Origin of the sequence: Pilosibacter rotomagensis, assembly GCF_045062245.2 — a bacterium.
In the GTDB taxonomy this organism is placed as follows: domain Bacteria; phylum Bacillota; class Clostridia; order Lachnospirales; family Lachnospiraceae; genus Pilosibacter.
On record NZ_CM170323.1, the window covers coordinates 339412 to 365476 of the forward strand.

Here is a 26065-nt window from a genome sequence, read left to right on the forward strand (position 1 = left end):
GCTATTGTATGGACCGCCGGAAAATGATATAATCGGGATAACTGTCGTCGGACAGGAAATAAAAATTTGAAAGACAGGAAGATTTACATATGTGTGGAATTGTTGGATTTACAGGACATAGACAGGCGGCCCCGATCCTGCTTGAGGGACTTGCGAAATTAGAGTATCGCGGATATGACTCTGCGGGAATCGCAGTACGTGACGGAGAGAAAGACGTGGAGATCGTCAAGGCGAAGGGACGTCTCCGTGTCCTCGCGGAAAAGACGAATGATGGAATGGCAATGCAGGGAACCTGCGGGATCGGGCATACGCGCTGGGCGACGCACGGGGAGCCGAGTGAGCTGAATGCGCACCCGCATTGTAGCGATGACCGGAACGTCGTCGGCGTTCATAATGGAATTATCGAGAATTACCAGGAACTCCGGGAAAAGCTTCAGAATAAGGGATATACGTTTTATTCCGATACGGATACAGAGGTTGCGATCAAGCTGATCGACTACTATTATAAGAAATATGAGCATACTCCGGTGGATGCGATCAACCACGCGATGGTGCGGATCCGCGGTTCCTACGCGCTTGCAGTCATGTTCAAGGATTATCCGGAGGAGATTTACGCGGCGAGAAAGGACAGCCCGATGATCATCGGCGTGGCGGATGGCGAGTCGTTTGTCGCTTCGGATGTTCCGGCAATCTTAAAGTATACGAGAAGTGTTTATTATATCGGAAATATGGAGATGTGCCGTCTTCAGAAGGGGAAAGTGACCTTCTATAACCTTGACGGGGACGAGATCGAAAAAGATCTGGTGGAGATCCAGTGGGATGCCGAGGCGGCAGAGAAAGCCGGCTATGAGCACTTTATGATCAAGGAGATCCATGAGCAGCCGAAGGCGATCCGTGATACGATCAATTCTGTCGTGAAGGACGGAAAGATCGACTTGAGCGGAGTCGGGCTTTCAGAGGAGGAGATCGCAAAGCTTGGACAGATCTATATCGTGGCGTGCGGATCGGCTTACCATGTCGGCGTTGCGGCACAGTATGTGATCGAGGAACTGGCGCAGATCCCGGTCCGTGTGGAGCTCGCTTCGGAATTCCGGTATCGGAGACTCTTGTTTGCACCGAATTCCCTGGTGATCATCGTGAGCCAGTCCGGGGAGACGGCGGACAGTCTTGCGGCGCTGCGTGAGGCGAAGGCACATGGTGTGAAGACGTTGGCGATCGTCAACGTGGTCGGTTCCACGATCGCGCGTGAGGCGGATCATGTCTTCTATACACTTGCAGGTCCGGAGATCGCGGTTGCGACGACGAAGGCGTACAGCACACAGCTGATCGCCTCGTATCTTCTTGCAACAGAGTTTGCGCGTGTCCGCGGTGTGATCGATGAGGACCGGACGGCGGAGCTTCTTGCGGAGCTGCAGACAATCCCGGAGAAGATCGAAAAGCTTCTCGAGGACAAGGAGCGGATCCAGTGGTTTGCCGCAAAGCAGATGAATGCGCAGGATATGTTCTTTATCGGGCGCGGGCTTGACTATGCGGTCAGCATGGAAGGCAGCTTAAAGATGAAGGAGATCAGTTACATCCACTCTGAGGCGTATGCGGCCGGGGAGCTGAAACACGGGACGATCAGCCTGATTGAGCCGGGAACGCTTGTGATCGGCGTTCTGACGCAGCAGAATCTCTATGAGAAGACGGTCAGCAACATGGTCGAGTGCAAGAGCCGCGGGGCGTACCTGATGGCGCTCACGACGTATGGAAATTACAGCATCGAGGACAGTGCTGATTTTGTGATCTATATTCCGAAGGCGGAGCCGTTATTCGCGGCGAGTCTGGCGGTGATCCCGCTGCAGCTGCTGGGATACTATGTATCTGTCGCAAAGGGACTGGATGTGGATAAGCCTAGGAATCTGGCGAAGAGTGTGACGGTGGAGTAAGGAAAACAATTCAGATGATGTAATGAAGATCAGAAAGGGAGCGGACGCTTTGAATTTTCCGTTTTAGAGCGGAGTTGGAGCGGAAGCTCCTTTTTGGATAATTGAAAGGTGTGAGAAATCTTTCTTTTTCCCAAAGATAAAAAGAAAAATAAGAAGTGCTAAGTCATAAATTTTAACTCATGACTTAGCACTTTTTTTAATTGAACATTGTCCTAATATAGTTGGATAGGACTAACAAAAACCTTAGTGCACCCTATTTTCCGCCCACCCAGTGGAAATATAATGATCGTAATATTTCTTCAGATCGCTTCCAAACGCTGCCTGGAGATCGGAATTGTTTTCTTTGTACACGTTGACATCAAAATCTGCGCATCCTTTCCGGCCTTCGGACATTCCGGAAGTGTAAAAATGTGTGAAGAGGTCGAGGGAATTGCTCCCGATCGCGGTCTGGAGATCCGGATATGTCTGATAGTAATAGTCTGCGTCGAAAACTTTTGAGTAGGAAGTCATCAGGTCGTAAGTGATAGTGGTTCCTGTATTTGCGGAAGTGGATTTCGCAGTTGAAGAGGAACTGGATGACTGGGAGTTGGACGCGTAAGGGCATACACCGTTTGGGTGAAGGTGAGCCGGGTGTCCGCCGCAGTGATAGTGGTAACTTCCGAGGCCACTCTTATTTTTGTAGTCATGATGACCGCCGTTTGCATCGGTCCTTCCAGAGTGTGCTTCCGCGATGAGCGTGTTGGATGGAAGAACTGTGGCAGGAGCAGTGGCCAAGGTCAGACATGAGAGGAGAAGAACTCCGTATTTTTTCAGCTTCATAGAATATCCCCCTTTAGTTTCTTTGAAAATTCTATATTTTATTTGCTCAGCTTCTCAATAATTACTTTACACCGTTTTTTACAAAATGCAACCCCATAAGTTAAGAATCTCTTCCCGGCTATCCTCATGCTCAGCGTAGGTGAGTTCAAGCCGGATGTTTTTTTCAATCGTTTCTCCGGCGATCAGACGCTCGATCTCATCACGGGTTGTCTTATTGTCCTTGTCAATGAAACACTTTACAAGTTCATTGCCGCTGGTGTTTAACCAATAGGACTGTGGCCTTGCACCCGGTTCCGCGCAGAGCTTGTCAACATGGTTGATTACATCCCAGGGACAGTAAATGTCGGCAATTTCAAATGAAAAAATTTAAGTTCAATTGCTCATGATCTAATGCTGACAAAGAAATTAAAATATAGTATATTTAAGTTAATTTAACTCGAAGAAGGAGACGGGATGAATTGAGAGAAGAAAAGGGGACAAATAAATACAGGATCAAAGGCCAATCCGTTATGGAAAAGAGACTATCAATGGGATATACGCAAGAGAAACTTGGTGAATTAACGGGATTTTCGAGAACAACAATACAAAATATAGAGCGAAATGTAATATCGGGAACGGTGAACCAACTAATGCGGTTAGCGAAAGCTTTGGAGTGTGAGAGTGACGAGCTGATAGAAGAGGAAAAATCTAATGAGTAGTATAAGACACGATATGACTGAAATTATCTGTTCAGTCCTTGATGATGGTAAATGGCATTCAATCGAGGAAATTAGAATTGAGGTGGAAAAGAAAAATGTTAAATTCTTGAGTAATAGAAATTATTTAAGCGTAATATTAACTGGATTAAAAAATGATGAGAAAAAGATTATAAGTGACAGCAGAAGAAAAGGATGGTATCGTATGAAAAATGTAACATCAGTGGAGGACGAGAGCGTGGAACAGGAGAAAACATGTAGGACGGAATTACTTAATGAGTGGAAAAACTTTTGCGAATCCACGGGCAGAAAAAAAACACCAAGTTATGAAATGACAGAGGAAGAATTTAAAAAAGGTCGGTGGTTTTATAAATTAAATAAGAAAATAGAGAACCTGATCATGAATTTTGAAGAAGAATAACATGGATGCTTTAAAACAATAGAAAAGCAAGAACACATGCATAATGAAAACCGGAGGGAATCAATGTATGCCTGGATCAAATACTCATATTACCCAAATCGCTCAGGCCTTAGTTGCTAAACATGCGGCTGTCATGGTCGGAGCAGGCTTTAGCCGTAATGCGGATAAGAAATATAGCACGAACCGGGAGTTCCTGGACTGGAAAAAATTATCGGATCTGTTTTATGATAAACTTTATGAAGATGGTGCCGGACCGGGGAAAATGTATGCGAGTTCTCTGGGATTGGCGGAGCAGGTCGAGCGATTAATGGGACGCCCGGTTCTTGAGGAAATCTTACATCAGGCAGTGCCGGACGAGGACTATATCCCATCCGAACTTTTCAGAAAGCTGATGGAACTCCCGTGGAGAGATGTCTTTACCACAAATTATGATACGCTTTTGGAGCGGACAGCGGATCAGATTACAAAACGCAGATATAATGTGATTGTATGTAAGGAAGATCTTGCAGGAAGTAATGATGCGTCAAGAATTGTAAAACTTCATGGCTCTTTTCCCTCAAGCAGACCGTTTATCATAACAGAAGAAGATTACCGTACATATCCGGAAAAATTTGCTCCGATGGTGAATACAGTCCAGCAGGCATTTCTAGAAAATGTGTTCTGCATGATCGGCTTTTCCGGAGAAGATCCTAATTTTATTAAGTGGACCGGTTGGATCAGGGATCATCTGTCAAAAAGCAGTGCCCAAAAGCTTTATATGATTACAGTTTCACATCTCCCGGAAGCGCAGAGAACTTTATTTATAGAGCGGAACATTATTGCAGTCGATCTGGAAGAAATCTGGCCGGACTGTGATATATCTGAGCGTTTAGCCCACTTCTTTGATTACTTGAGAGAATATGTATGGAAGAATGAAGAAAAAGAGAGATGGATTATTGAGGATTTGGATAGAAATTCCTCTTCGCCAAATTATCAGGAGAGGACAGAAAAACTGAGAAAAATCCGTGAAAGTTATCCTGGATGGGTCTTTCTTCCGAGTGACAAAAAGGCACAGGCATCTATGCTTTTAGGCTGCATGAATCAGTGGATGGGGTTTGACCAGATTCCATGGAAAGATCAGATCGATTATATTTTTGAATATGTAAAACTATGTGACATTGTGGACCGCCCGATTTTACTGAATGATGCAGAGAAATTTCAGAGCATTATAGAATCAGATACAACTGATGCGGCGGAAGAGATAAAAAAACAGGAAATTCGTCTGCACCTGATGCGGACATACAGAGAAAATGGGTGCTGGGAAAAGACAGAAAAATATCAGAGAACGATTCCTGATGGCCCGCTGGATTATGTTCAGAGACAATTTTATAAAGCGGAGTGCTGCAGAATCGCTTTATTCCGGTTTAATGGCCCCAATCTGAGAGCGGAACTGGCTGATTGGGAGATTGCTGCAGGTGATGTTTACTGGCCGCTGATAAAAGCATATTTACTGGCTGCTGCGGGGATGAGCGAAGAAGCGGATAAACTTTTGACTGCTAATTTAAGGATGATCAGACGTCCGCTTATGAGAGACGCAAAAAATGCATTTTTGGTTTCTATGGAGGAATCCAATGTATCGTTAGTAAATTATGTCCGACAAAGCAAGCGTTGGGATAGTACAAAAGAAAAAATTGAGCAAAGTACAAATCAAGCAGTTATTTCCTGGGGAGAAACGAACAAATATTATACTTCGCAGATGAAAGAAGAATTCAAAACTATAAAGGAAGAAGAATTATATTACAGTTTTAATCTGACGCAAACATATACGACGCATTTTGGCAGCAATCAGAACAGTGTTCTCACTGCGCTGGAGTATTGGAGATTTTTAGAAAAGACTGGACATGCATTTTGCATAGGAAATGTGACAATGCGTGATGGACTGGATGGATCCGTGAAACGTCTGGGATTGTATTATCCATATTGGGCAATGGTACAGACCTTACTTGCTGGAAAGGAAGAAACCGTAGATCTTCTCAGCAGTAGAAAATTACTTGCAGGTCTTACTGCAGAGGAAGCAGATGAGGAGGTACAGACTTACATAAATCTGCTTCAGGCAATTGCTCATGAGGCATCAAATGCGAATAAAATATTACGGAAAAATATTTTTGATCAGGCGGCGGTGGTTTTACCGATGCTTCTTGCAAGGTATGTCTGTAAATGTTCAGAAGCGATGCTGGATAAAACTATAGATGTGTTGCTTGAAATATGTATAAACGGGGAATATCATAAGTTCCGAAAACTGAAAGAACTGATGAACGCAGTGGTCAATGCATGCGGAAAAAAGAAACAGAGCGCCTGCTTTGAAAAATTTCTTCAGTTTCCAATTGCGCAGGATAAATTCTCTGGTTATGTGAATCCGTGCCAGTTCTGCAGAGTGCCGGATCAAAAATTAAAACTGAAGAGAGATACCTACAAAAAGTTGATGTATCGGATTGAACAGGAGCTGCAGTCTTCAGATCCGGACCGGAAAAGATCGGCAGTAAATTTTCAATTTGTATTGTGCTATCAGATAGAAATCGATGAAAAGGATATGCGGAGACTTTTAAAGCAATTGGAAGATGATGCAGAATACTCAGTCCTTTATACGCTGACAAAGGATAAGAAATATGCGGAAAAGATTGCAGAAAATGTATTTGCCAGCCTGACATTGCAGGGGAAGACAGGAATGTTCCCTCATGCCCAGGATGTGAACAGAATGCTTGATATTGCGGATGTTGTAGATTTCACATGGGATAATGCCTCAAAATGGTTTTTAAAATTGATCCAAAGTATGGACAAAGTGATCAAAAAGGAAAAAAGACGATTTGAGGACGAGGAAGAAATCAGGGGGTATGTAAAGGTAACACTTGTAATCCTTGCAAGCATTTATTATCATCATGAGCCAATGCCTTCAGAAGAAATAAAAAAGGAAATTGAAAAATTCCTGGAGCTGGCTGCTACAGACTATGAAAATATGATACCTCTGAGAATTTTGACAGGTGGTTTGTGGGGAGAGCATGAATATGCGGAAGACAAACTTGAGCAGGATCTTTGGAAATGCGGTGCAGTAGGCATTAGCCTTATTGAAAATATGATTTATATATTGCGGTACAGTAGGGATGAGCTTGAGAAAGATCCGTATATGATGACATGTGTAAAAAAAATTGAAAATATATTTGGGTATCGGATTATGGACGTGTCGGGGGAAAAAGAAATGAACCTGATTGATTTATTCTGTTCACTTAGGAGAAAGGATTATCTTAAGAAAAGTGCGCTTCCGTTTTTAAACATGAAACTCATGCAGCTTATAGATGAGACGGCACCTTGCATTGACGATGCGGAAAGCTGCGTACGAGAAAAAATCCTGATGCGTACGAGATCATGTGCGCTGGCAGCAGCATTGCAGGGATTGGAGACACAGGTACCTGCCGTTGAGGAATGGAGAAGAATCGGAGTGGATGAGAACGAATTTATGGAAGTTCGGAATGTGAAATGGTAATTTTGAGTTCCTGTATTTGCGAAAGCAGATTTCGCAGTTGAGGAGGAACTGGATGACTGAGAATTGGATGTGTAAGGGCATACACCGTTTCTTGCAAAATGCAACCCCGTAAGCAAGAATCTCTTCCTGGTCAAAAAAATTCAACTTTTTTCATTTTTCCTGTCACATTTTCGATTTTCTTACGTTTATAATAACAACTCTGATTATCTCCAAAAAGCCCGGAAATACGGGCATTTCACGGGATATAAGAACTGAATTTACTACCGATTTACTACTTTCGGATTGAGCTTTGACACGCTTCTGCCTCCCGTGAAGCCCACCGCACAAATAGTGACACATCGAAAATCAAATACGACACCGCAGACAGCGGCGTTCTCTTTTCCCCTTTGGGGAGATCAGGACGCCGCTTTTTTGCGCCCAAAACCAGAAAGGAGGCGACCGCCTATGTACTTTACTTCCGGCAGCGACCGGGCCTTTGAACAGCTCATGCAGACGAGGCCGGGCGCAGATCATTTTGACAGCGGCGAGGCCGGAGCGCCGGAGGACTGCGGCACCTGCCGTTTCTACCGCCCGCACTGGAAGTACCAGTTTTGTGTGTATGAGGAATGTCCCTACCAGCCGGGCAAGCGCACCGCCCTTGACGGCGCGGTGAAATTTCAAGTGAAAGGAGTGGACGACGAGATGGCAGTTTTTCGAGTGGAGAAAAACCGGGGCTACACAGTGATGTCCAACCACCACCTGCGGAACAAGGACTTGTCCCTGAAAGCCAAGGGCCTGCTGTCGCAAATGCTGTCCTTGCCGGAGGATTGGGACTTTACGCTGAAAGGCTTGTCCCTTATCAACCGGGAGCAGATCGACGCGATCCGGGCGGCTGTCCGGGAGCTGGAACAGGCGGGCTATATCGTGCGTTCCCGTGAGCGTGACAGCCAAGGCCGCCTGCGCGGGGCGGATTACATCATTTACGAACAGCCCCAGCCTGTGCCGGATTCACCTACATTGGAAAATCCAACATTGGATAATCCAACGCAGGAAAAACCAACGCAATTAAATAAAGATAGATCAAGTAAAGAGAAATCAATTACAGATGGATCAAATACCGATTCCATTCCTATCCTTTCCCCTCCCTCTCCTTTGGGGGAAGAAGCGGCTGCGCCGCCGGAACGGAAAGGAACGGGAGCGAAATCACAGAGCGCCGTAGAGATTTATCGGGAGATCATCAAGGACAACATCGAGTATGAACACCTTTGCCAGTACGCCAAGGGGATTGACCGGGATATGCTGGACGAGATCGTGGACTTGCTGGTGGAAACCGTATGCAGCGCCCGAAAGACCATCCGCATTGCCGGGGACGATTACCCCGCCGAGCTGGTGAAATCCAAGCTGATGAAGCTGAACAGCTCTCACATTGAGTTTGTCTTTGACTGTATCAGCAAAAACACCACGGAAATACGGAACATCAAAAAATACCTGCTGGCGGTTCTGTTCAACGCCCCAAGCACCATCAACGGCTATTACACGGCGCTGGTGGCCCATGACATGAACACCGGCAAAATCTGAAAGGAGGCCGACCCTATGAAACAGGGTGCTTTGATTTTTGACGAGCAGACAGACCGCTACGACATCCGCTTTGACCTTGCGGACTATTACGGCGGCCTGCACTGCGGAGAAACTTTTGATGTGATGGTGGGCGGCAGATGGAGGCCGACCCGCATTGAAATGGCCGAGAACTGGTATCTTGTGGGAATCCATGCCGACGACCTCTCCGGCCTGCGGGTGCGGATTTAAGCCATCCGCCTGCCTGCTGACTTTCCAAAGGAGGGATAGCAGTTGCAGGAAGAAGTAGACCAGAAAACCATAGCGTTAGCGGTTAAGACGGGCAAGCTCACCGCCCAAGTGCTGCAAGCGGCCATCCGAAAATATCTGGCCGCCCGGCAGAAAGGGACGGGCAAGGCCCATCACGGACAGCAGAGCTTACGGCAGCTCAAAAAGGACGGTTCCGCCCTGTCCAACATTGAGATCACCGACGCCAACATCGGCCTGTTTAAGCCCTGCGCCAAGAAATACGACATTGATTTTACCTTGCGGAAAGACCGCACTACCCATCCGCCCCGGTATATCGTGATCTTCAAATCCAAGCAGGCGGACAATCTGGAACAGGCGTTTAAGGAGTTTACGGCCAAGAAGCTCAAACAGCAGGAGCGCCCCTCCATCCGAAAGACCCTTGCCGTCCTGAAAGAAAAGGCAGCGGCCAGAAGCAGCCAGCAGGCCAAGGAGAAAATCAAGGAAAGGGGGCTGTCACGATGAAGCCGGAAATGAAAAAGCTGATCATCGCCAACCTGCCCTACCTGCTGTTTGTTTACCTGTTCGGCAAGCTGGGACAGACCTACCGGCTGGCGGCTGGGGCGGACTTGTCGGAAAAGCTATTGCACCTTGCGGACGGCTTTTCCCTTGCCTTTGAAAGCGCCGCCCCCAGCTTCCACCTGTTCGATCTGGCGGTGGGCGTGGCCGGTGCGGTGGCGCTGCGGCTGATGGTGTACTGCAAAAGCAAGAACGCCAAGAAATACCGCCGGGGTGTCGAGTACGGCAGCGCCCGTTGGGGCAGCCCCAAAGATATAGCCCCGTACATCGACCCGGTGTTTGACAACAACATCCTCCTGACCCAGACGGAACGCCTCACCATGAACAACCGGCCCAAAGACCCCAAGACCGCCCGGAACAAAAATGTGCTGGTGATCGGCGGTTCCGGCAGCGGCAAGACCCGGTTCTTTGTGAAGCCCAACCTCATGCAGTGCGTGTCCAAGGACTACCCGACCTCATTCGTGATTACCGACCCGAAAGGAAGTCTGATCGGCGAGGTGGGCCAGCTCCTTGTGCGGTGCGGCTACCGGGTAAAAGTGCTGAATACCATTAACTTTTCCAAGAGTATGCGCTACAACCCGTTTCGCTACATCCATTCGGAAAAGGACATTTTGAAGCTGGTAAACACTCTGATCTGTAACACCAAGGGCGAGGGCGAAAAAAGCGCCGAGGATTTTTGGATCAAATCGGAACGCCTGCTGTATTCGGCCCTCATTGGCTATATCTGGTACGAAGCGCCGGACGATGAAATGAATTTCACTACGCTGCTTGAAATGATAAATGCCAGTGAAGCCCGCGAGGACGACCCGGAATTTCAATCCCCGGTAGACCAGATGTTTGAACGGCTGGAAGAAAAAGACCCGGAACACTTTGCGGTGCGCCAGTACCGTAAATTCCTGCTGTCGGCGGGCAAGACCCGCAGCTCCATTTTGATAAGCTGCGGAGCCAGATTAGCGCCCTTTGACATCCGGGAGGTGCGGGAGCTGATGGAGGACGACGAACTGGAACTTGACACCATCGGGGACAAAAAAACAGCCCTGTTCCTGATTATGTCGGACACGGACACGACCTTTAATTTCATTCTGGCAATGGTGCAAAGCCAGCTCATAAACCTTTTGTGTGACCGGGCCGATGACAAATACGGCGGGCGGCTGCCCGTCCATGTGCGGCTGATTCTGGACGAGTTCGCCAACATCGGCCAGATTCCAAACTTTGACAAGCTGATCGCCACCATCCGAAGCCGGGAAATCTCGGCTTCTATTATTTTGCAGAGCCAGTCGCAGCTAAAGGCCATTTACAAGGACGCGGCGGAAATCATTTCCGACAACTGCGACTGTACGCTGTTCCTTAGTGGCAGGGGCAAGAACGCCAAGGAGATCGCGGAGGTGCTGGGCAAGGAAACCATTGACAGCTACAACCAGAGCGAGAACCGGGGCGCGCAGACCTCCCACGGACTGAATTACCAAAAACTCGGAAAGGATATGCCATACTTGTTCGTGAAGAGTTCAGTTGCCTTGAATTTATCATGAACAGGGACACGATCAACTGGATTCTGAAATAACTGAATACAGGAGGTCGAACATGGAGCATTTACCAAAGAAAATCCATCAAAACGGAATCAGCTACACGCTGGTGGGAGACTACTACATCCCCGATCTGGAGCTACCGGAGGAAAGCCGCCCCATTGGGCGGTGGGGCCGGATGCACAAAGCGTTTCTGCAAGAACACCGGCCCGGCCAGTACAATGCCCTGCTTCTGTCGGGAAAACTCTGGACATATCTTGCTGACCTGAACGAACAGGCCGCTGACCGGCTGGCGTGTATCGTCTCGCAGATGCAGGAGGCGGAGGGTGTCACCGAGGAACTGAAAGCCCGTGACCAGCTTGCGTGGGTCGGGGGCATGAACAGCATTCGCAGCCGAGCAGAGGAAATCATCCTCTCTGAGATGATTTTTGTTTAAGGAGGTGCCTGTCTATGAGATACCGTATCGAATACGCCGATGGGCGTTATTGTAACTTTGCCAACGGCAGGGCTGAGCTGCTGAAATGGCTGAAACTGCTGAAGCAAGAGGAAATCTCCGACATCCGCAAAGTATATAAAAGCGGTGTGTCAGATTCCGTCCTGGAAACATACCGGAATTATATCCGCCCAGCATAAGGAGGGGCGCTTATGGGTACAGATATAGAAAAATTGGTTGATTTGATGATTCAGGAGCGGATGCAGAGCCAGTTTGCTAAGTGGCGGGAGGCAGAAACCGGCACGGAGAAAAAAGAGGACTGCCTTCGCTTGGAAAACGAGTATGAAAAAGCAATCAGCGCATTGTCTGAGGAACAGAAGGACGCTGTAAGACACTACTGTGATTCTATTTTCGATTCTGGTGCAGAAAGCGAGTGCTTCTTTTACCGGCTGGGCCTCAAAGATGGCATCCGTCTCTGGAAGTTTATGAAAAAGCTGATGAAAACGGTCAGCTAACGGATGTATAACCACATATTTTATTCCGCCCACAAACGGGTCGAAAGCCGTCCAACGGTACAGATTGGGCGGCTTTCCTGTTATCTGCGTTTCTTCCGCTTGGGCGCATAGTACGGCTGCGGCTTGGCCTTTCCTCTCATGTTGTTGGGATTTTTGAGCATTTTGGACAGGCTCAGTATCCGCAAAAATGCAGAGAAGTCCTCTGAGGAAATCTTCTCGAAGGGTATCTGCATTCTGTCGCAAAATTCGTGGATTACCACTTCCTCTTGGCTGCCCTGTTCGAGCGCCTGTTCAAACTTTTCCTTGACGTCATCCAGCGTGGGCTGCGGGTCGGCGGTGGTCTTGTCCTTGCGGTGTGCTTCCCGGATGTCCCGGACGATGCTGTCCAGATCATCGTGCATGACATGGCTGTAAAAATCGCTTTCCTGCACCTGCCCCAGTTCCAGCGTCCGCATATAGAGGTCATCTTCTCCGGGCGCATACTTGCTCATGACGGTCTGCCGGGTGGCCTCCAACACCAGATTCATCTGCTCCACCCGCATATTGGCGATCTGGTCGATGCAGATTTCCATATCTATCATCAGCCGCCGGAAATTCGGGTGGGCAGCCAGTTCGCAGAGAAGCCGGTTGTTGATTTTGCCGCTGCTCAAAAGTTCCACCATATCATCACTCAGATGCAGAGATTGAAGTTCTGTGTTTGGGTGATTTTTATTTTCCGTCAGCCCCATCAGATAGTCGGTGGACACGCCGTAAAAGTCCGCCAGCGTTGCAATCGCAAACGGGCTGATGTCCTTGTAGTCATCGGTTTCGTATTTTCCCAGCGCGGATTTAGACAGGCCGGTCTGCTCCGCCAGTTGTTCCAGCGTCAGGTGCTTGTCCACCACCCGCAGGTCTTTGAGCCGCTCCGGGATTGTCAGCTTTGCGTACATCCAAAGCCCCCTCTCTCGTTATCTTTTTCAGTGATTACACCCATTATAGCACGATTCCATAAGCGTGGAAATATGCGGATTTCGAGCGTTTTTCCGACGTTTTGGATATACGGGAAAGGGCCTCTTTTTTCGGTAAACTGGTTCTTGCAGACAGGCACAGAACCTTGAAAATCGAATGACCGGCTGCAAGGGGTATGGCCTCCGGGGAAGTGACGCCAGGACAGAAATTGAGCACACCAAAGAGGCCGATACGCCGGGAGAAATTCCGGGCAGGAGCGGCTTGCAGGCAGACCGGCGGACAGGAAACAAGTTTATCATGCGGGGCGCATGGCTCCGCAGCAAAGAAATGGAGGAAATCATTATGACACTGAGTATGAAAGAAAAGAAGATTCTCTACGCTTACGGCTGTCTCAGCCACCACAATACGGTGACACGGCTGAAATGGCTGACGGCTCTGACGGTTGACCCGGAGGCCAAACGCCGGATGCTGGGGCTGGCCCGGAAGGTGGAGACGGAGATGAACGAAAGCTGGTACGAGGATTTTTATCACCATCTGCGCATGGAGATGGACGAGTACCGCCGTCTCAAGCGCAACCTGCGTGTGCTGAAATCTTACACCGATTATGAGGAGGATCTGTATGAAGAAGCTGTCTAAGTATGAGAAAGAAACCATCATCAACTGGAACGAGGCGGAGAACCTTGCCAGCGTCTACACCTTCAACGCCAGCTTGAAGCGCAGGCTGGCTGATTTCAGCCGGAAGTACCCACTGTTGTGCCGGTTGGAGCGCAGCACGCCGGAGGGCAGCGTGACCTATGTGCTGGACAAGTCCCGGCTGTCGATCCGGCTGGTGCCTCCGTACAGCGAAGAACGGAAAGCCGCCGCAAGGGAGTACGCAAAGGAGCATGGCTTTCAGGTGGTGGTAACGGAAGAAAAAATCGCCTAAAATCGGGGTGTTTACGGGAAAAATGACGGGTCTGCACCCGATGTTTTGACCGGCAATCCCCGCAGGCGTATTCCGTATCCACTCCCCGCCTATGGGCGCAAATGTGTGGATACGGAGCCGGTGAAACTGGCAAACACCGTTCCTGCGGTGGAAGCCAGCTTCGCCGGTGCGGAAGTACAGAGGGCGGCCAGCCCTTTGTGGCGGGGTGCAGGGGCGGCAGCGCACTGCTGGGGTCAAGGGGCAACGCCCATTGGCAGGTTAAGGGCGGCAGCCATTATCGGGTCAAGGACGAAGTGCCTTGGCAGGTTGAGGGCAGCCGCCCCATCGGGTCAAGGGTGAAACGCCTTGCCCAGGGAAAGTTGATGCCTGCGTCAACTTGTATTGGGTATTACCTGACGCAAAATTCGCAGGATTTGCGGCTTCGCCGCCCCTTCCCCGGCCCCAGAACATCTTCGCAGGAAGGAGGAAATCTGTTTGAAACTGACACGACACAATGGACGCTCCGGCAAGCATGGCACCTATAATCCCCGCCACAATGACCGCCGGTTCGATGTGGAGAACAGCGAACACATTGACGCAGAACGGGCAAGGCAAAATGTCTACTGGGACTGCTACCGGGGCTTTACCACCCATGAGTTCCGGGAGAACCCGGAGCAGCCGGATTTCAGCTTTGAGGAAATCGAGCGGATGTATTACTACGAGCATTACGGCGGCTATGTGGAAGCTCAGAACGCCCGGAATGAGAAAACCCGGCACACCGAGCGCAACCGCACTGTGGAGGACTTGCTGAAAAACAACAAGACCTGCCCGGAGGAAAGTATCTACCAGATCGGCACGATGGGAGAATCCGTCTCGCCGGATACGCTCTTTTCCATCGTCAATGAGTTTTATCAGGAATTTGAGCGCCGCTTCGGTTCCCATATCCACATCCTGGACTGGGCGCTCCATCTGGACGAGGGGACGCCCCACATCCATGAGCGGCACGTCTTTGACTGTGAGAACCGCTATGGGGAACTGTGCCCCCAGCAGGAAAAGGCGCTGGAAGAACTTGGCATCCCTCTCCCCAACCCGGAGAAGCCCAAAGGCCGGAACAACAACCGCAAGCAGACCTTTGATGCGGTCTGCCGGACGATCCTGTTTGACATCGCCAGACGGCATGGGCTGCATCTGGATCAGGAGCCGTCCTACGGCGGGCGGGACTATCTGGAAAAACAGGATTATATCCTGATGAAGCAGAAGGAGCAGCTTGCGGCGCAGGAGCAGAAGCTGGAAGAACTGACGCTCAAAATCGAGGACGTGGAGACGCTGTTAGATGATGTTTCCGATGCGGCCTATGACAAGGCGGTGGAGGTGGTGACCGATACCGTCCGGCAGGAGACACACAAAGAAGATATTCGTCTGATCGAGGAAACGAAAAAGTGGGTGCTTTCGCCGGAGCGGAAGGCCCCGAAGAAGGAGCGTGACTACGCTGCCGCCCGTCTGGATGGAGTGATTACCAAAATCAAACGGGTCATGCAGAACGCCCTGGCAAAAATCCAGAAAACTCTCATGCAGCCGGAGGTCAAGAAGGCCGGTAAGGAGCAGATTAAGGAGAAGGCCAGAGAATCCATCCGGGAGAAGCTGGCGAAAGGCAGGCTGAACGCTGACCGAGATAACCGGGAACGCTGGGAACGTGAGGGGCGGATTGCTCCGAAAAAGAAACACGATATGGAGTTATGAGGCACCTGATTTTCTGCGGAAACGGGTGCTTTTTTCTCTGCCTGGAGGTGAGAAAATCGAATATATTTGAAGCGGTGAAGGAGTCTGTCACCACAAGGCAGGCTGCGGAATATTACGGGGTGCAGGTTGGCAGGAATGGCATGGCCTGCTGTCCCTTCCATGATGACAAACATCCCAGTATGAAGATTGACCATCGGTTCCACTGCTTTGGCTGTCAGGCAGATGGGGATGTGATTGATTTTACCGCCCGTCTGTTTAGTCTGAGCAGTAAGGAGGCGGCGCTGAAGCTGGCGGAGGATTTCTCTGTCCACTATGACGCCAAAGGCCATGACCCGCCCCGCAGGAGGCCGGTCAAGCGAAAAATCAGCGAGGAACTGCGTTACCGGCAGGCGGAGCAGAAATGTTTCCGGGTGCTGTGCAATTACCTGCATCTGCTGGAACGCTGGGAGAAGGAATACGCCCCGCAGACGCCGGATGAAGCGTGGAATCCGCTGTTCGTGGAGGCCCTGCAAAAGAAACCGTACACGGAATATCTGCTGGATATTCTCTTGTCCGGCAGCATGGAGGAACGTGCTTCCGTGGTCGCTGAGTATGGAAAAGAGGTGAGGAAGATTGAGCAGCGAATATCAGAGTTTACCGCTAGCCACCCGGCAGGCCGCCATGAGCGCAGCCGAAGCCTTAGCGCCGGAGCGGAGCGTTGATGAGGTGCGGGAAAGCCTGTCCGTCACCGAGAAGGGCCAGCCCGCCAACACCATCGGCAACTGCCGGACGGTGTTCTGCCATGACCCTCTCCTGCGTGGGGCGATCCGCCTGAACCTTTTGACTGACCGGGTGGACATTGTACAGGATTTAGGCTGGCGCAGGAATACCAGTGCCCTGACGGATACGGACGTGAAATATCTGCTTCTCTATTTTGAGCAGACCTATGGCCTGACCAGTGAGAAAAAGATGACGGCGGCGCTCTCCATCGTGGCGAATGAGAACTGCTACCATCCCATACAGGACGTGCTAAACGGCCTTGTCTGGGACGGGACGCCCCGCATCCGCTCCTGTCTCCATCATTTCTTAGGTGCGGACGAGAGCGACTATGTGGAGGAAATGCTGAAACACTTTTTGCTGGGGGCTATCCGGCGGGTATTCCGCCCCGGCTCCAAATATGAGGAAATGCTCTGTCTGGTGGGCGGTCAGGGGGCTGGCAAGTCCAGCTTCTTCCGCTTGCTGGCGATCCGGGACGAGTGGTTCAGTGACGACCTGAAAAAACTGGACGATGACAGGGTGTATCTGAAGCTGCAAGGACACTGGATTATCGAAATGTCGGAGATGCTGGCTACCAGCAGCGCCAAAAGCATTGAAGAAATCCGCTCCTTTATCAGCCGCCAGAAGGAAACCTACCGGACGCCCTACGAGGCCCAGCCCAAAGACCGGCTGCGGCAGTGTGTGTTCGGCGGTTCGTCCAACACACTGGACTTCCTGCCCCTTGACCGGGCCGGAAATCGGCGCTTTTTGCCGATCATGATTTACCCGGAGAATGCAGAGGTTCACATTTTGGAGGACGAGGACGCCTCCAGAGCCTATCTTTTACAGGTCTGGGCGGAGGCCATGACGATTTACCGCAGCGGCCACTACTCTATGAAGTTCAGCAAGTCCATCCAGCGCCAGCTGGTGGAGGTGCAGAAGGATTTCATGCCGGAGGACACCGAGGCCGGACAGATACAGGGCTTTCTGGAACACTACACCGGCAGCATGGTCTGCTCCAAACAGCTGTTCAAGGAGGCGCTGGGCCACACCTACGATGAGCCGAAGCGGTGGCAGCTGCACAATATCAACGAGATCATGAACACGGTGGTGACGGGCTGGAAACCATTCTCCAATCCCCGGATGTTCACCGGATATGGCAGGCAGAGGGGCTGGGAACGGGACGTTTCCGGCAACGAACTGCCCGGCAACGAAGATGGATTTGTGGAGCTGACCGAGGAAGAATGCTGCCAGCTGGAACTGCCGAAGGAGTGGATCGCATAAAATTAGCGGTCTGTTGCCGGGATGGTTGCCACTTGGTTGCCGGGTTTGTTGCCGGGGATTCTCCGGTCTGGATACGGAAAAAGCCTGTAAATAAGGTATTTTCTAATATCTATCTCTATCTCCGGCAACGAAAACAACGAGATTTTTCAAGAAAATTGATAAAGTAAGATTTGCAGGTCAGACGGTAGTTTACAGGTTTTCAGAGGTTCGTTGCCGGACTTCGTTGCCAGTGCTGCCGTCTGGCCTGCTACTCTATGGAGGTAGCCTATGGAAAAAAGCAAACAGCAGAAAAATAAAGTCCGTTTTGTGGTGGTGCGGGAGTTCTCCGGGGAGAAGTCCATGCGGGAAGCCTTTGAGCAGCTGATCGAGCGCCAGACCTGCGAACACTTCGAGGAATGGCTGGAACAGCGGGAAATGGCCGAAAACGCTGCGTAAAAACGGTTGATTCAGGGGCAGGGACATGGTACTATAATGGTATCGTGTCCCTGTTCATAGAAGGAGAACGCTATGAGCAGGAAAAAACAAGTCTATGAGAAAATCACCGCTCTCTACTGCCGCATCTCTCTGGATGACGGCGGCGACAACGAGAGTATGAGCATCAGCAACCAGAAAATCATGCTTCGGGACTTTGCTGAAAAGCATGGAATGTTCCAGTATGAATATTATGTGGATGACGGCTATACGGGCCGCAATTTCAACCGCCCTGCCTTCCAGCGCATGATCGCTGACATTGAGGCGGGGAAGATCGGCTGCGTCATCACCAAAGACCTATCCAGGCTTGGTAGGAACTATATTGAAGCTGGCAGCTATATCGAAATCTTTTTCCCCAAACACAATGTACGCTATATCGCCATCACGGACGGCGTGGACAGCCTGACCCGTCAGGAGATGGACATTACGCCCTTTAAGAATATCCTGAACGATATGTACAGCCGGGATATTTCTAAAAAGGTGCTGGCAGGCATCACCACCCGCTCCCGGCAGGGGAAGTTCTGCGGAGGGACGCCGCCCTTCGGCCTGATGCGTGACCCGGAGGACAAGGGGCATCTCATCATTGACCCTGAGACAGCGCCAATCATCCGCAAAATCTATGACTATGCCCTTGACGGGCTGGGCTGCATGAGGATTTCCAAACGTCTGATGGAAGAAAAAATCCCAATCACCCATGTCAAAGCCAACACGGAGTTTGACGCCAACTATTATTTCTGGGGCGGAGCCAGAATCAGTCACATCCTGAGAAATCCATTCTATAAGGGCGCACATTTGGTCTTTCGGACGCATCAGAAAGGCATCCGCTCCAACACCTATGACATTATTCCCCGTGACCAGTGGGAAGTGATCGAGGGCTGCCATGAGGCCATTGTGACGCCGGAGGAATGGGAACAGGTGCAGGAACTCATTGACCGCAGGCCGACCATTCAGGGGAATTCCTGCCCCTTTTATAATCTGTTCCACGGTCTGGTCTACTGCGCCACCTGCGGGAAGTCCATGCAGGTGCGGTATGAGAAAGTGGGCCGAACCGGGAAGAACCGCTTCACCGGCGAAATGCGGGAGCCGATTGACAAGGCGTACTATATCTGCCAGACCTACAACCGCATGGGCTGCAAGGTCTGTTCCAGCCACAAGATCGAGGCCAGGGATTTATACAATCTGGTGCTGAAAGACATTCAGGAACTGGCGGCGCAGGCTATGAAGGATGCCGATGCGTTCTACCAGCGGCTCAGCCGCCGGATGGAGCACCGGTATCTGGTGGACGCCTCCCAGACAGAAAAGGAACGCCTGCGGCTGGAAGCCCGAAATCAGGAAATTGACGGGATGTTCCTGAGCCTGTACACCGATAAGGCCAAAGGCATCCTGACCGAGCAGCGGTTTGTGAAGCTGACGGCGGCGCTGGAACAGGAGCAGGAATCCAACCAGAAACGCCTGCATGACCTGGCAATGATGCAAGGTCGTGCCGATGCGCAAGAAAGCGAAGTCCGCACTTTTATCAAGGAAATCCGGCGCTATGCCGCCATCGAGGAACTGGACGAGGCGGTGCTGAACCGGCTCATTAGCCGGATTCTGATTGGAGAAATCAAGAAGATTGATGGTCAGAGGACACAGGAGGTTAAGATTATTTACAATTTTGTTGGGGAAATGTCAAGGTAGAATTTAGACGCTAAATACTTTTAATTTATATCAAAAGTGATACAACAATTTTCTTTTAATGCTATCAGGCAATAAAGTTATTCCTTTGGCCAGAGTAAAAGGGATAACTTTATTTTGCTAAAGCATACTAAAAAGGGCGCGTTGCAGAAAATTATCCGCAACACGCCCTCTTCTATAAGTCCTTATGTCAAAATCAAATTATTGGTAATCTTGAATATTGGGATAAGCGGCACCGTTATTATGCGCGTAAGCTGCTTCAAAGTAGTCGAGGCTTTCAAAAGTAATGCCCTGATAGTTTCCGACATTCAACACATCAAAAGTTAGATTCAGAACATCACCAGCGGAATATTGGTCAAGAAGATTTCCTGCAAATTTCCATCCTATGTTTTCCTCATAAGTATCCTCGGTAAAATAAAATGTAGTCGCATCCTCAGTCGCATCATAACTAATGTCAATAATTATATCAGAGAAATGAACTTGATCTCCAGCATTAAAGTCTTTGAGATAATCTACAGTTTTTCCATCAGCAGGATTAATAAATTGAGCATTAAGTTGTGTCATATCAACAACCTCTGGAGGAAGAGAATTAAGTCTGTAAGATTCTGCAACAGAGAATTGATAAACTCTGTTATTATCCCCAAAGTAAAATCCATCTTCCGTCATAGGAACACTTGAACGAGCATTGGCATTGTAATAATGGGCATAATACAACTGCCATTTGTATGTCTCAGTTGAAACAAACTGTGCTTTCCATGTACCAGAACTGTCTCCTGCTTTCTTTGTATAAAACATATACTGATTTGTACCAGTAGTTGCTTGACTTACCGTATCACCAGAGGCATCTGACAAGATGAGTGCAATCTGTGTAAAAATATCGACAAAGATAATCCTATGTCCATGCATACGGATAGAACCAACGCTGTTATCTACTTCTGGACGAAAATAAACCTCAGGCCCCATATCACCCGTGTTATATTCTATGCTAGGTGAAACAAGATAGGCCCAACTACTATCCTTTTCACTCTGTCCATCGAGATCGATAAGCTTTTCCACATAATCTGAAAGGATAATCCAGCCAATCTTCCACCAATTCACTTTGCTTGCTTCAGCAGAAGAACTGATATTCTCGTTGTCGGCATAAGCAAAAGTAGTGTTAGAAAAACTTATGCACATAACCAAGGAAAGAGTAAGTGCAACAATCTTACGTGTTAGCTTTTTCATTAAAAGCCCCCCTTCTCTTATAAAACCAAAACAATAATGCAAATGATGGATGCAATAAAAAAGAATACTCCAGCAACCCGCATCAAACCAAGATATAAATCTGTAGGTTCACCGCCTTTTACAGAAAAGAAGTGTTCAATTTTCCATAAAAGTTCCGGCTTAAAAATCATAAAAAAACTTAATAGAAGCAAAAGGATAAGCCATATGTTATCTATGTATAACACTTCCTTTCTGCTAATACTGAAAATTCAAATAAAAAAGCGCATAAGTAGACAAATAATCATGCCTAACTTATGCGCAAATAGAAACAATTTTAATTCTAAGCCTCCAAAGCTGGCAGCGTCGGTAAAAATGCTCCATTATTAAGTTAGGCAACTTAACCTTAAAACAAATCATCGGTCTTACCTCCCAACAATATAAATTTCGACTTTTCACTTTTATTTTATCACCTAAAGCAGAACTTGTCAATGAATTTGTCTAAAATAAGTCGATTTTCTTTTTTGATTATGTGCATTTTTAACTAATAGAAAGAAAGTTGTATTGAGGGCGATTGGTGTTCCTTATTCCATATGTCGGAACTGTATGAAGTGAAAATAGTTTATCCGTTGAAGAGTCACTCCACAGGTTATGCTTGATTCTTTCAAAGTTATGTTTCTATAATATGCATCCGTACTGTCATATTATAATTCACATTATTGGATAATATAAATTGACAAGTATAAGATAAACAGACAAGGAGTCGCTGCCACCCGTAAAACGGGTGGCTCGGGACGCAGGCTTTAAGCCCACTCTACTTGGCCGCGCCTCAAGGCGCTAGCTTTCTCTTTTAGGCTATACTAAAGTTTTTATTTCCCTGGTACAACCGGGGATTTTTTTGCTTCAAGCCGCCAATTAGAACGGCAGCCACAAAGATTTTTCTTTGCGGCTGCCGTTTTCTTGAATTCATCACTTGACAATGTGGCAAAGAGCTGATGAGCCAAGACGAAATTGCAACGATGGACGGAGGCAAGTGTATTTTGCAGGTGCGCGGCGTGAGGCCGTTTTTCAGTGAGAAATACGACATCACCCGCCACCCCCGCTATAAATACCTCTCGGACGCTGACAAAAAGAACACCTTTGATGTGGACAGCTACCTGTCGTCCCTGCGCCGGAAAAGGCGGCGCGTGATAACGGAGGACGAACCCTTTGACCTCTACGACATTGAGCTGTCGGAGGAAGATTTTTCCGCAGAATAAAGCGGCCATAGAGAAAGGAGCGTGACCGATGGGACACTCGGACGAATGGACATTTGCGGATTATTTCAAGTATGAGAAAGAAATCTACCGGGCAATCATTTCCGCTGCGGTGCTGTGCCAGTGGATCGCAGAACATGATACCCCGCCCACGGACGGGGAAGCCGAAGAACTTGCAAGGGAAATAGACCGCAGACTGTGTGAAGCATGGGGCGAAATTTTTTCGCTGGCTGTGCTGGAATGGCGGGACGGCCAGTAACTCCGGGCCGTCTGCGGATTGTGAGGCTGCCGCTGTGTACGGCGGCTTTTTTTGCACCCAAACACCATCACAATCTGAATTTATGGAGGTAAATTTATGGAATTTTTCAATAGTGCAGTTGATACTTTGCAGACCATCGTTGTGGGCCTCGGCGGAGCGCTTTGCGTATGGGGCGGCGTCAATCTTTTGGAGGGATACGGGGCGGACAACCCGGCGAGCAATGCTCATGTACGGTAGAGAAGCACAAAGCAAAACAAGGATAGCCAGCCCTGCCACTATTCCGAAGTCAGGGGAACGCAATAGAAAAATTCATAGCTGTATGCTATACTTAATTAGCATTTGAACATATCAAGCTGACACAGCAATCTCTTTACTTGCCGTTAATGCGCGTCTACCAATAGTCCGCACAAAGCAAGAGTAGCGTAAAGGTATAAAAATTTCAAACTTCTTTGTAACGAAATTCCGATTTCTCCGTCTAACCTATGAAGCTGAAGGAGGTGATGACAAGTATGGACTATGAAAAGCTCTATAAAGCCTACTATTTACAGGTATACTCGTATACTATTTCTCTTGCCAAAAATCGTGAGATAGCAGAGGAAATCACGCAGAACACATTCTATAAGGCTGTTTCTACAACATCACAATTCAAAGGTAAGTCAGATGAATTGACATGGCTCTGCTCCATAGCAAAAAACCTTTACCATGATGAAATGCGAAGCCGTCAGCGAGTAGCTGATGTGAGTGAAATCAATGACTTGCCATCAAATGAAAATGTTGAGAACTCAGTTGCAGATTCTGACATGGCGTTCCGCATACACCTCGTTCTTCACCGTTTGGAAGAACCATACAAAGAAGTCTTTCAGCTTCGCGTATTCGGGGAACTATCTTTTTCACAAATCGCTGCAATTTTTGGAAAAACAGAATCATGGGCGAGAGTTACTTATCATCGTGCAAAGCTAAAAATTCAAGAAAGGATGGATGAAAAGCATGAGTAAACAATGCGATATTGTTCGAGATATTCTTCCGCTGTATGTTGACAGTGCTTGCAGCGAAGCAAGCGCAGAGATGGTAAAAGAGCATTTGAACGCCTGTGCTGACTGTAACGCAATTTATCAGAAATTGCTTTCTCACACGAGCGAAGATGTTCTTCACGAAGAAAGCGAAAGCGTTATTATGCGCCATGAGGCAAAAGAAAAGCAGAGAGGCAGAAAAAAGATAACGATTGCTGTTCTCGTTTCCATCGCTCTTTGTATCATTGCAATTTTTACAGCTCTCTTTCTGTTACCTATAAACATTGCTTATGAGCCTGTCAAAATCGACTTCCCATTTGAGGTTGAAGATGTCGAAAACGTTGAAATGTACCACTATGACGGAGTGCCTGCATCAGCAGAAAAGAAAGTAGTTGTTGCTGAAAATGATATAAAGACCCTGTATGATAAGTTCAAGGGCTTATCCCTAAAAGACAAAACGACTGAGGAAACTGCCAGAGCAGATGTGACCAGCTTTAGATTTAACCTCTCAGATGGAACAAGCTACGATTTGATTTACGCCTGCTATGGGGTTAAAAACGGCGAATTGAAGTCAGCAGCAGGCGGTTTTAAGTATTTCACAAGTGCGGATATCGGCTCTTATTGGAACAATTTGAATACGGAACTTGAGGCAATTCCTATCAATGAGAGTGAATTGCCGTGAGCAGATAGCAAACCCAGCCGAGCCTGTCAACGGTCAAGATGAACGGCGCAAATGCGCCGCCGTTGACAGCCCCGCCCGTCTTTGCTGTTCGGTAATCAAGAGGGCGACAGCACAAGATGCTGCCGCCCTCTGCCATTATTCAGAAAGGGGGATTTTCCATGACCGAACACGAAAAGTATCAAGAACATATCCGGCATACACACGATGCCTTTTGCAAGACTGTTATTCGCCACGCTGCCATAGACGCAGCTCGGAGCATACGGAGCCGCCGCAAGCGGGAAATCTCGCTTGAATATCTGATAGAAGAAAAACACTATCCATTCAGTACCACAGATAAATACTTTGCGGAGCAATCCGGCATGACCAGCTATCCGCTTTTCGTCTGTGGTCAGATGGTGCTTTTGGAAAGTCCAGAGCTTGCCGCAGCCCTGTCCGCACTATCACAGATGGAACAGGAAATCATTTTCTTGTACTACTTCCAACGATTGACGCATAGGGAGATTGGACGGAGATATGGACGGGCTGGCAACACAACCGGGCGGCGTATTCAGATGATTTTACGGCGGCTACGGGCAGAGTTGGAGGGTTTGTCCTATGAGCCAGCTACTTCCCTATGAGACAATCGTTAAGGCAAGCGAGGGCGACCCGGAAGCTGTTGCCGCCGTCCTATCCCATTATGCGGGATATGTCCGCTCTTGTGCGAAGATGGACGGACAGATTAACACAGATATGCAGGAGCATATCGTCAGGCAACTGATAGAAAGCCTGTTGAAGTTCCGCTTTGACCGCTAAACAGAAAAGTTGTATAATTAGAGCCTGACAAATTAAACTTCAATGAGGGTAGAGCAAATGGAACAGATTATCAATTATAGAGACATACCCACAGATAAAAGGATTGACATATTAAATGCTCTTGAGCGAATAGGTTTTTTTCCGGCATACGGCGGCGTGAGAACAATGCAGCAAATTATGGAAAAGTCAGTTCCAGGTTCAGGCCCACAATTCTATTTCGTTTTCCGTGAAAATGAGTTGATAGGGTACAATTTTCTCATTGGGGACACTAAGAAATATAAAGCGTTCCCATGGCTTGCTATTAGCAATATGGATGAGCAGAAGTTGACTGTTTGTGAAGAACTGATGAAAATACAAATTGCCTTTTTTGAAGAACTCGGAATGCAAAAGATAGCAGATCATTGCGTTAGGATTATGGAAGATTACAGAAAAGGAATTGGAAAGCGGAAAGAAAGCGATTGCAGATAAATTCCATTTGAAAAACGGCTGACAATTTAATACCGCCGCCCATCACAGCGGCAGATAAGCAGTAAATCTTGAAAAGGTTTACTGCTTTTTTTGCGCCCATTTTCAAAAATCTTTGGCAAACCACACCGCCGGATTGTTGTAGGGAGCAGACAGGAAAAACAAAAAAATTTCCGCTGCGTTTGCCAAAACGACCCCTTTTCACCGTTGTAGTGGTGAACAGCGGGCAGAACACGCCGCCGCAATCGCTATATTGGTGGAGCAAGCCAGTATATCCGCAAACCAGAGCCGCCGAGGAAAGCGGTAGTTTTTTAGAGCAAGATTCTACCACGGTGCCAAAATCCGCATATCTGCGGTTTTGCCCCCTTTGGTAAATCTTGTTGGGGAGTGCCTTCCCCAAACCCTGCTCATGCGCCCTGTCGGGCGAGAAAGGAGG

General features: G+C 48.5%; 29 protein-coding genes and 2 pseudogenes. 26 read left to right on the top strand and 5 right to left on the bottom strand.

What is annotated here, in order from left to right:
* The first annotated feature begins 89 nt into the window (after nucleotides 1-89).
* The gene (gene glmS, locus ACI3EW_RS01505; RefSeq protein ID WP_405579905.1) at nucleotides 90-1928 is read left to right on the top strand and encodes a glutamine--fructose-6-phosphate transaminase (isomerizing); all 1839 of its coding nucleotides are present in this window, start codon (nucleotides 90-92) and stop codon (nucleotides 1926-1928) included.
* Between the two features lie 243 nt (nucleotides 1929-2171).
* On the opposite strand, the gene ACI3EW_RS01510 is transcribed toward glmS, so the two are convergent.
* Nucleotides 2172-2747 carry a YHYH domain-containing protein gene (locus ACI3EW_RS01510; protein WP_405579908.1) on the bottom strand — a complete coding sequence of 192 codons (576 nt, stop codon included), beginning with the start codon at nucleotides 2745-2747 and terminating at the stop codon, nucleotides 2172-2174.
* 458 nt (nucleotides 2748-3205) lie between these two features.
* Here ACI3EW_RS01510 and ACI3EW_RS01515 point away from each other — a divergent pair, with 458 nt between their 5' ends.
* From ACI3EW_RS01515 to ACI3EW_RS01560, 10 genes and pseudogenes are all read left to right on the top strand, one after another.
* A complete protein-coding gene (locus ACI3EW_RS01515) occupies nucleotides 3206-3445 on the top strand; it encodes a helix-turn-helix domain-containing protein (protein WP_118322310.1) in 240 nt (79 codons plus the stop codon).
* The gene (locus ACI3EW_RS01520; RefSeq protein WP_118322309.1) at nucleotides 3438-3863 is read left to right on the top strand and encodes a hypothetical protein; all 426 of its coding nucleotides are present in this window, start codon (nucleotides 3438-3440) and stop codon (nucleotides 3861-3863) included. The genes ACI3EW_RS01515 and ACI3EW_RS01520 overlap by 8 nt, the downstream gene beginning before the upstream one ends.
* Before the next feature lie 391 nt (nucleotides 3864-4254).
* Nucleotides 4255-7380, top strand: a complete 3126-nt coding sequence (locus tag ACI3EW_RS01525; RefSeq protein ID WP_405579912.1) for an SIR2 family NAD-dependent protein deacylase — start codon at nucleotides 4255-4257, stop codon at nucleotides 7378-7380.
* Nucleotides 7381-7824: 444 nt separating this feature from the next.
* Entirely contained in the window at nucleotides 7825-8937 is a 1113-nt protein-coding gene (locus tag ACI3EW_RS01530) for a DUF6017 domain-containing protein (protein WP_097777322.1), read from the top strand.
* A 15-nt stretch (nucleotides 8938-8952) separates the two neighbouring features.
* Entirely contained in the window at nucleotides 8953-9165 is a 213-nt protein-coding gene (locus tag ACI3EW_RS01535; RefSeq protein ID WP_003819042.1) for a DUF5348 domain-containing protein, read from the top strand.
* 42 nt (nucleotides 9166-9207) lie between these two features.
* Complete coding sequence (locus ACI3EW_RS01540; protein WP_003509387.1) at nucleotides 9208-9684, top strand: PcfB family protein; 477 nt, start codon at nucleotides 9208-9210, stop codon at nucleotides 9682-9684.
* A pseudogene (locus tag ACI3EW_RS01545) lies at nucleotides 9681-11222 on the top strand (VirD4-like conjugal transfer protein, CD1115 family); the annotation flags it as partial. The gene ACI3EW_RS01540 and the pseudogene ACI3EW_RS01545, both read left to right, overlap by 4 nt.
* A 97-nt stretch (nucleotides 11223-11319) precedes the next feature.
* Nucleotides 11320-11697: a TnpV protein gene (locus ACI3EW_RS01550; RefSeq protein WP_055219871.1), complete on the top strand. Its 378-nt coding sequence runs from the start codon at nucleotides 11320-11322 to the stop codon at nucleotides 11695-11697.
* 14 nt (nucleotides 11698-11711) lie between these two features.
* Nucleotides 11712-11894 carry a hypothetical protein gene (locus ACI3EW_RS01555; protein ID WP_055219873.1) on the top strand — a complete coding sequence of 61 codons (183 nt, stop codon included), beginning with the start codon at nucleotides 11712-11714 and terminating at the stop codon, nucleotides 11892-11894.
* Between the two features lie 12 nt (nucleotides 11895-11906).
* Nucleotides 11907-12209 carry a hypothetical protein gene (locus ACI3EW_RS01560; RefSeq protein ID WP_055219875.1) on the top strand — a complete coding sequence of 101 codons (303 nt, stop codon included), beginning with the start codon at nucleotides 11907-11909 and terminating at the stop codon, nucleotides 12207-12209.
* Nucleotides 12210-12289: 80 nt separating this feature from the next.
* On the opposite strand, the gene ACI3EW_RS01565 is transcribed toward ACI3EW_RS01560, so the two are convergent.
* On the bottom strand, nucleotides 12290-13138 hold the full coding sequence (locus ACI3EW_RS01565; protein ID WP_055266762.1) for a helix-turn-helix domain-containing protein: 849 nt from the start codon (nucleotides 13136-13138) through the stop codon (nucleotides 12290-12292).
* Nucleotides 13139-13499: 361 nt separating this feature from the next.
* Here ACI3EW_RS01565 and ACI3EW_RS01570 point away from each other — a divergent pair, with 361 nt between their 5' ends.
* From ACI3EW_RS01570 to ACI3EW_RS01600, 7 genes are all read left to right on the top strand, one after another.
* The gene (locus ACI3EW_RS01570; protein ID WP_055222221.1) at nucleotides 13500-13793 is read left to right on the top strand and encodes a hypothetical protein; all 294 of its coding nucleotides are present in this window, start codon (nucleotides 13500-13502) and stop codon (nucleotides 13791-13793) included.
* The gene (locus ACI3EW_RS01575) at nucleotides 13777-14082 is read left to right on the top strand and encodes a hypothetical protein (RefSeq protein ID WP_055222220.1); all 306 of its coding nucleotides are present in this window, start codon (nucleotides 13777-13779) and stop codon (nucleotides 14080-14082) included. The genes ACI3EW_RS01570 and ACI3EW_RS01575 overlap by 17 nt, the downstream gene beginning before the upstream one ends.
* A 474-nt stretch (nucleotides 14083-14556) precedes the next feature.
* Nucleotides 14557-15801, top strand: coding sequence for a plasmid recombination protein (locus ACI3EW_RS01580; protein WP_055266764.1), 1245 nt, complete (start codon nucleotides 14557-14559; stop codon nucleotides 15799-15801).
* A 47-nt stretch (nucleotides 15802-15848) separates the two neighbouring features.
* A complete protein-coding gene (locus ACI3EW_RS01585) occupies nucleotides 15849-16502 on the top strand; it encodes a CHC2 zinc finger domain-containing protein (RefSeq protein WP_333491344.1) in 654 nt (217 codons plus the stop codon).
* The gene (locus ACI3EW_RS01590) at nucleotides 16462-17820 is read left to right on the top strand and encodes a virulence-associated E family protein (RefSeq protein ID WP_055221981.1); all 1359 of its coding nucleotides are present in this window, start codon (nucleotides 16462-16464) and stop codon (nucleotides 17818-17820) included. The genes ACI3EW_RS01585 and ACI3EW_RS01590 overlap by 41 nt, the downstream gene beginning before the upstream one ends.
* A 267-nt stretch (nucleotides 17821-18087) precedes the next feature.
* Nucleotides 18088-18255, top strand: a complete 168-nt coding sequence (locus ACI3EW_RS01595; protein ID WP_164468434.1) for a hypothetical protein — start codon at nucleotides 18088-18090, stop codon at nucleotides 18253-18255.
* Nucleotides 18256-18327: 72 nt separating this feature from the next.
* Nucleotides 18328-19968 (top strand): recombinase family protein, encoded by a 1641-nt coding sequence (locus ACI3EW_RS01600; RefSeq protein WP_055221983.1) that lies wholly within the window; start codon nucleotides 18328-18330, stop codon nucleotides 19966-19968.
* 198 nt (nucleotides 19969-20166) lie between these two features.
* Here ACI3EW_RS01600 and ACI3EW_RS01605 read toward each other — a convergent pair whose 3' ends face one another.
* The gene (locus ACI3EW_RS01605) at nucleotides 20167-21189 is read right to left on the bottom strand and encodes a hypothetical protein (protein WP_055221986.1); all 1023 of its coding nucleotides are present in this window, start codon (nucleotides 21187-21189) and stop codon (nucleotides 20167-20169) included.
* Between the two features lie 17 nt (nucleotides 21190-21206).
* Nucleotides 21207-21413 carry a DUF6199 family natural product biosynthesis protein gene (locus ACI3EW_RS01610; RefSeq protein ID WP_334291862.1) on the bottom strand — a complete coding sequence of 69 codons (207 nt, stop codon included), beginning with the start codon at nucleotides 21411-21413 and terminating at the stop codon, nucleotides 21207-21209.
* A 735-nt stretch (nucleotides 21414-22148) separates the two neighbouring features.
* On the opposite strand from ACI3EW_RS01610, the pseudogene ACI3EW_RS01615 reads away from it, so the two are divergent.
* The 8 genes and pseudogenes from ACI3EW_RS01615 to ACI3EW_RS01650 form a co-directional block, all read left to right on the top strand.
* Nucleotides 22149-22424, top strand: a pseudogene (locus tag ACI3EW_RS01615) (VirD4-like conjugal transfer protein, CD1115 family); the annotation flags it as partial.
* Nucleotides 22425-22452: 28 nt separating this feature from the next.
* Nucleotides 22453-22680 (top strand): hypothetical protein, encoded by a 228-nt coding sequence (locus ACI3EW_RS01620; RefSeq protein ID WP_005946702.1) that lies wholly within the window; start codon nucleotides 22453-22455, stop codon nucleotides 22678-22680.
* 96 nt (nucleotides 22681-22776) lie between these two features.
* Nucleotides 22777-22917, top strand: a complete 141-nt coding sequence (locus ACI3EW_RS01625) for a Maff2 family mobile element protein (protein ID WP_003819033.1) — start codon at nucleotides 22777-22779, stop codon at nucleotides 22915-22917.
* A gap of 245 nt (nucleotides 22918-23162) precedes the next feature.
* Nucleotides 23163-23675: an RNA polymerase sigma factor gene (locus ACI3EW_RS01630; protein WP_003533443.1), complete on the top strand. Its 513-nt coding sequence runs from the start codon at nucleotides 23163-23165 to the stop codon at nucleotides 23673-23675.
* Nucleotides 23668-24372 (top strand): zf-HC2 domain-containing protein, encoded by a 705-nt coding sequence (locus tag ACI3EW_RS01635; protein WP_117930464.1) that lies wholly within the window; start codon nucleotides 23668-23670, stop codon nucleotides 24370-24372. Before ACI3EW_RS01630 ends, ACI3EW_RS01635 begins: the two co-directional genes overlap by 8 nt.
* Before the next feature lie 116 nt (nucleotides 24373-24488).
* Entirely contained in the window at nucleotides 24489-24989 is a 501-nt protein-coding gene (locus ACI3EW_RS01640) for an RNA polymerase sigma factor (protein ID WP_004853592.1), read from the top strand.
* Nucleotides 24967-25164: a helix-turn-helix domain-containing protein gene (locus tag ACI3EW_RS01645; RefSeq protein WP_005921293.1), complete on the top strand. Its 198-nt coding sequence runs from the start codon at nucleotides 24967-24969 to the stop codon at nucleotides 25162-25164. Before ACI3EW_RS01640 ends, ACI3EW_RS01645 begins: the two co-directional genes overlap by 23 nt.
* A 42-nt stretch (nucleotides 25165-25206) precedes the next feature.
* Nucleotides 25207-25632 (top strand): hypothetical protein, encoded by a 426-nt coding sequence (locus tag ACI3EW_RS01650; RefSeq protein WP_005921288.1) that lies wholly within the window; start codon nucleotides 25207-25209, stop codon nucleotides 25630-25632.
* Here the strand turns inward: ACI3EW_RS01650 and ACI3EW_RS01655 are convergent.
* Nucleotides 25577-26029, bottom strand: a complete 453-nt coding sequence (locus ACI3EW_RS01655; protein WP_173792342.1) for a hypothetical protein — start codon at nucleotides 26027-26029, stop codon at nucleotides 25577-25579. The genes ACI3EW_RS01650 and ACI3EW_RS01655 overlap by 56 nt on opposite strands.
* Nucleotides 26030-26065: the final 36 nt, after the last annotated feature.

Excerpts from the sequence above, each read along its gene's own strand:
- glmS (WP_405579905.1), top strand. The coding sequence starts at position 90 with ATGTGTGGAATTGTTGGATTTACAGGACATAGACAGGCGGCCCCGATC.
- ACI3EW_RS01510 (WP_405579908.1), bottom strand. The coding sequence starts at position 2,747 with ATGAAGCTGAAAAAATACGGAGTTCTTCTCCTCTCATGTCTGACCTTG.
- ACI3EW_RS01520 (WP_118322309.1), top strand. The coding sequence starts at position 3,438 with ATGAGTAGTATAAGACACGATATGACTGAAATTATCTGTTCAGTCCTT.
- ACI3EW_RS01525 (WP_405579912.1), top strand. The coding sequence starts at position 4,255 with ATGGAACTCCCGTGGAGAGATGTCTTTACCACAAATTATGATACGCTT.
- ACI3EW_RS01530 (WP_097777322.1), top strand. The coding sequence starts at position 7,825 with ATGTACTTTACTTCCGGCAGCGACCGGGCCTTTGAACAGCTCATGCAG.
- ACI3EW_RS01535 (WP_003819042.1), top strand. The coding sequence starts at position 8,953 with ATGAAACAGGGTGCTTTGATTTTTGACGAGCAGACAGACCGCTACGAC.
- ACI3EW_RS01550 (WP_055219871.1), top strand. The coding sequence starts at position 11,320 with ATGGAGCATTTACCAAAGAAAATCCATCAAAACGGAATCAGCTACACG.
- ACI3EW_RS01555 (WP_055219873.1), top strand. The coding sequence starts at position 11,712 with ATGAGATACCGTATCGAATACGCCGATGGGCGTTATTGTAACTTTGCC.
- ACI3EW_RS01560 (WP_055219875.1), top strand. The coding sequence starts at position 11,907 with ATGGGTACAGATATAGAAAAATTGGTTGATTTGATGATTCAGGAGCGG.
- ACI3EW_RS01565 (WP_055266762.1), bottom strand. The coding sequence starts at position 13,138 with ATGTACGCAAAGCTGACAATCCCGGAGCGGCTCAAAGACCTGCGGGTG.
- ACI3EW_RS01570 (WP_055222221.1), top strand. The coding sequence starts at position 13,500 with ATGACACTGAGTATGAAAGAAAAGAAGATTCTCTACGCTTACGGCTGT.
- ACI3EW_RS01575 (WP_055222220.1), top strand. The coding sequence starts at position 13,777 with ATGAAGAAGCTGTCTAAGTATGAGAAAGAAACCATCATCAACTGGAAC.
- ACI3EW_RS01590 (WP_055221981.1), top strand. The coding sequence starts at position 16,462 with ATGAGCGCAGCCGAAGCCTTAGCGCCGGAGCGGAGCGTTGATGAGGTG.
- ACI3EW_RS01595 (WP_164468434.1), top strand. The coding sequence starts at position 18,088 with ATGGAAAAAAGCAAACAGCAGAAAAATAAAGTCCGTTTTGTGGTGGTG.
- ACI3EW_RS01600 (WP_055221983.1), top strand. The coding sequence starts at position 18,328 with ATGAGCAGGAAAAAACAAGTCTATGAGAAAATCACCGCTCTCTACTGC.
- ACI3EW_RS01605 (WP_055221986.1), bottom strand. The coding sequence starts at position 21,189 with ATGAAAAAGCTAACACGTAAGATTGTTGCACTTACTCTTTCCTTGGTT.
- ACI3EW_RS01620 (WP_005946702.1), top strand. The coding sequence starts at position 22,453 with ATGGGACACTCGGACGAATGGACATTTGCGGATTATTTCAAGTATGAG.
- ACI3EW_RS01625 (WP_003819033.1), top strand. The coding sequence starts at position 22,777 with ATGGAATTTTTCAATAGTGCAGTTGATACTTTGCAGACCATCGTTGTG.
- ACI3EW_RS01630 (WP_003533443.1), top strand. The coding sequence starts at position 23,163 with ATGAAGCTGAAGGAGGTGATGACAAGTATGGACTATGAAAAGCTCTAT.
- ACI3EW_RS01635 (WP_117930464.1), top strand. The coding sequence starts at position 23,668 with ATGAGTAAACAATGCGATATTGTTCGAGATATTCTTCCGCTGTATGTT.
- ACI3EW_RS01640 (WP_004853592.1), top strand. The coding sequence starts at position 24,489 with ATGCTGCCGCCCTCTGCCATTATTCAGAAAGGGGGATTTTCCATGACC.
- ACI3EW_RS01645 (WP_005921293.1), top strand. The coding sequence starts at position 24,967 with ATGAGCCAGCTACTTCCCTATGAGACAATCGTTAAGGCAAGCGAGGGC.
- ACI3EW_RS01650 (WP_005921288.1), top strand. The coding sequence starts at position 25,207 with ATGAGGGTAGAGCAAATGGAACAGATTATCAATTATAGAGACATACCC.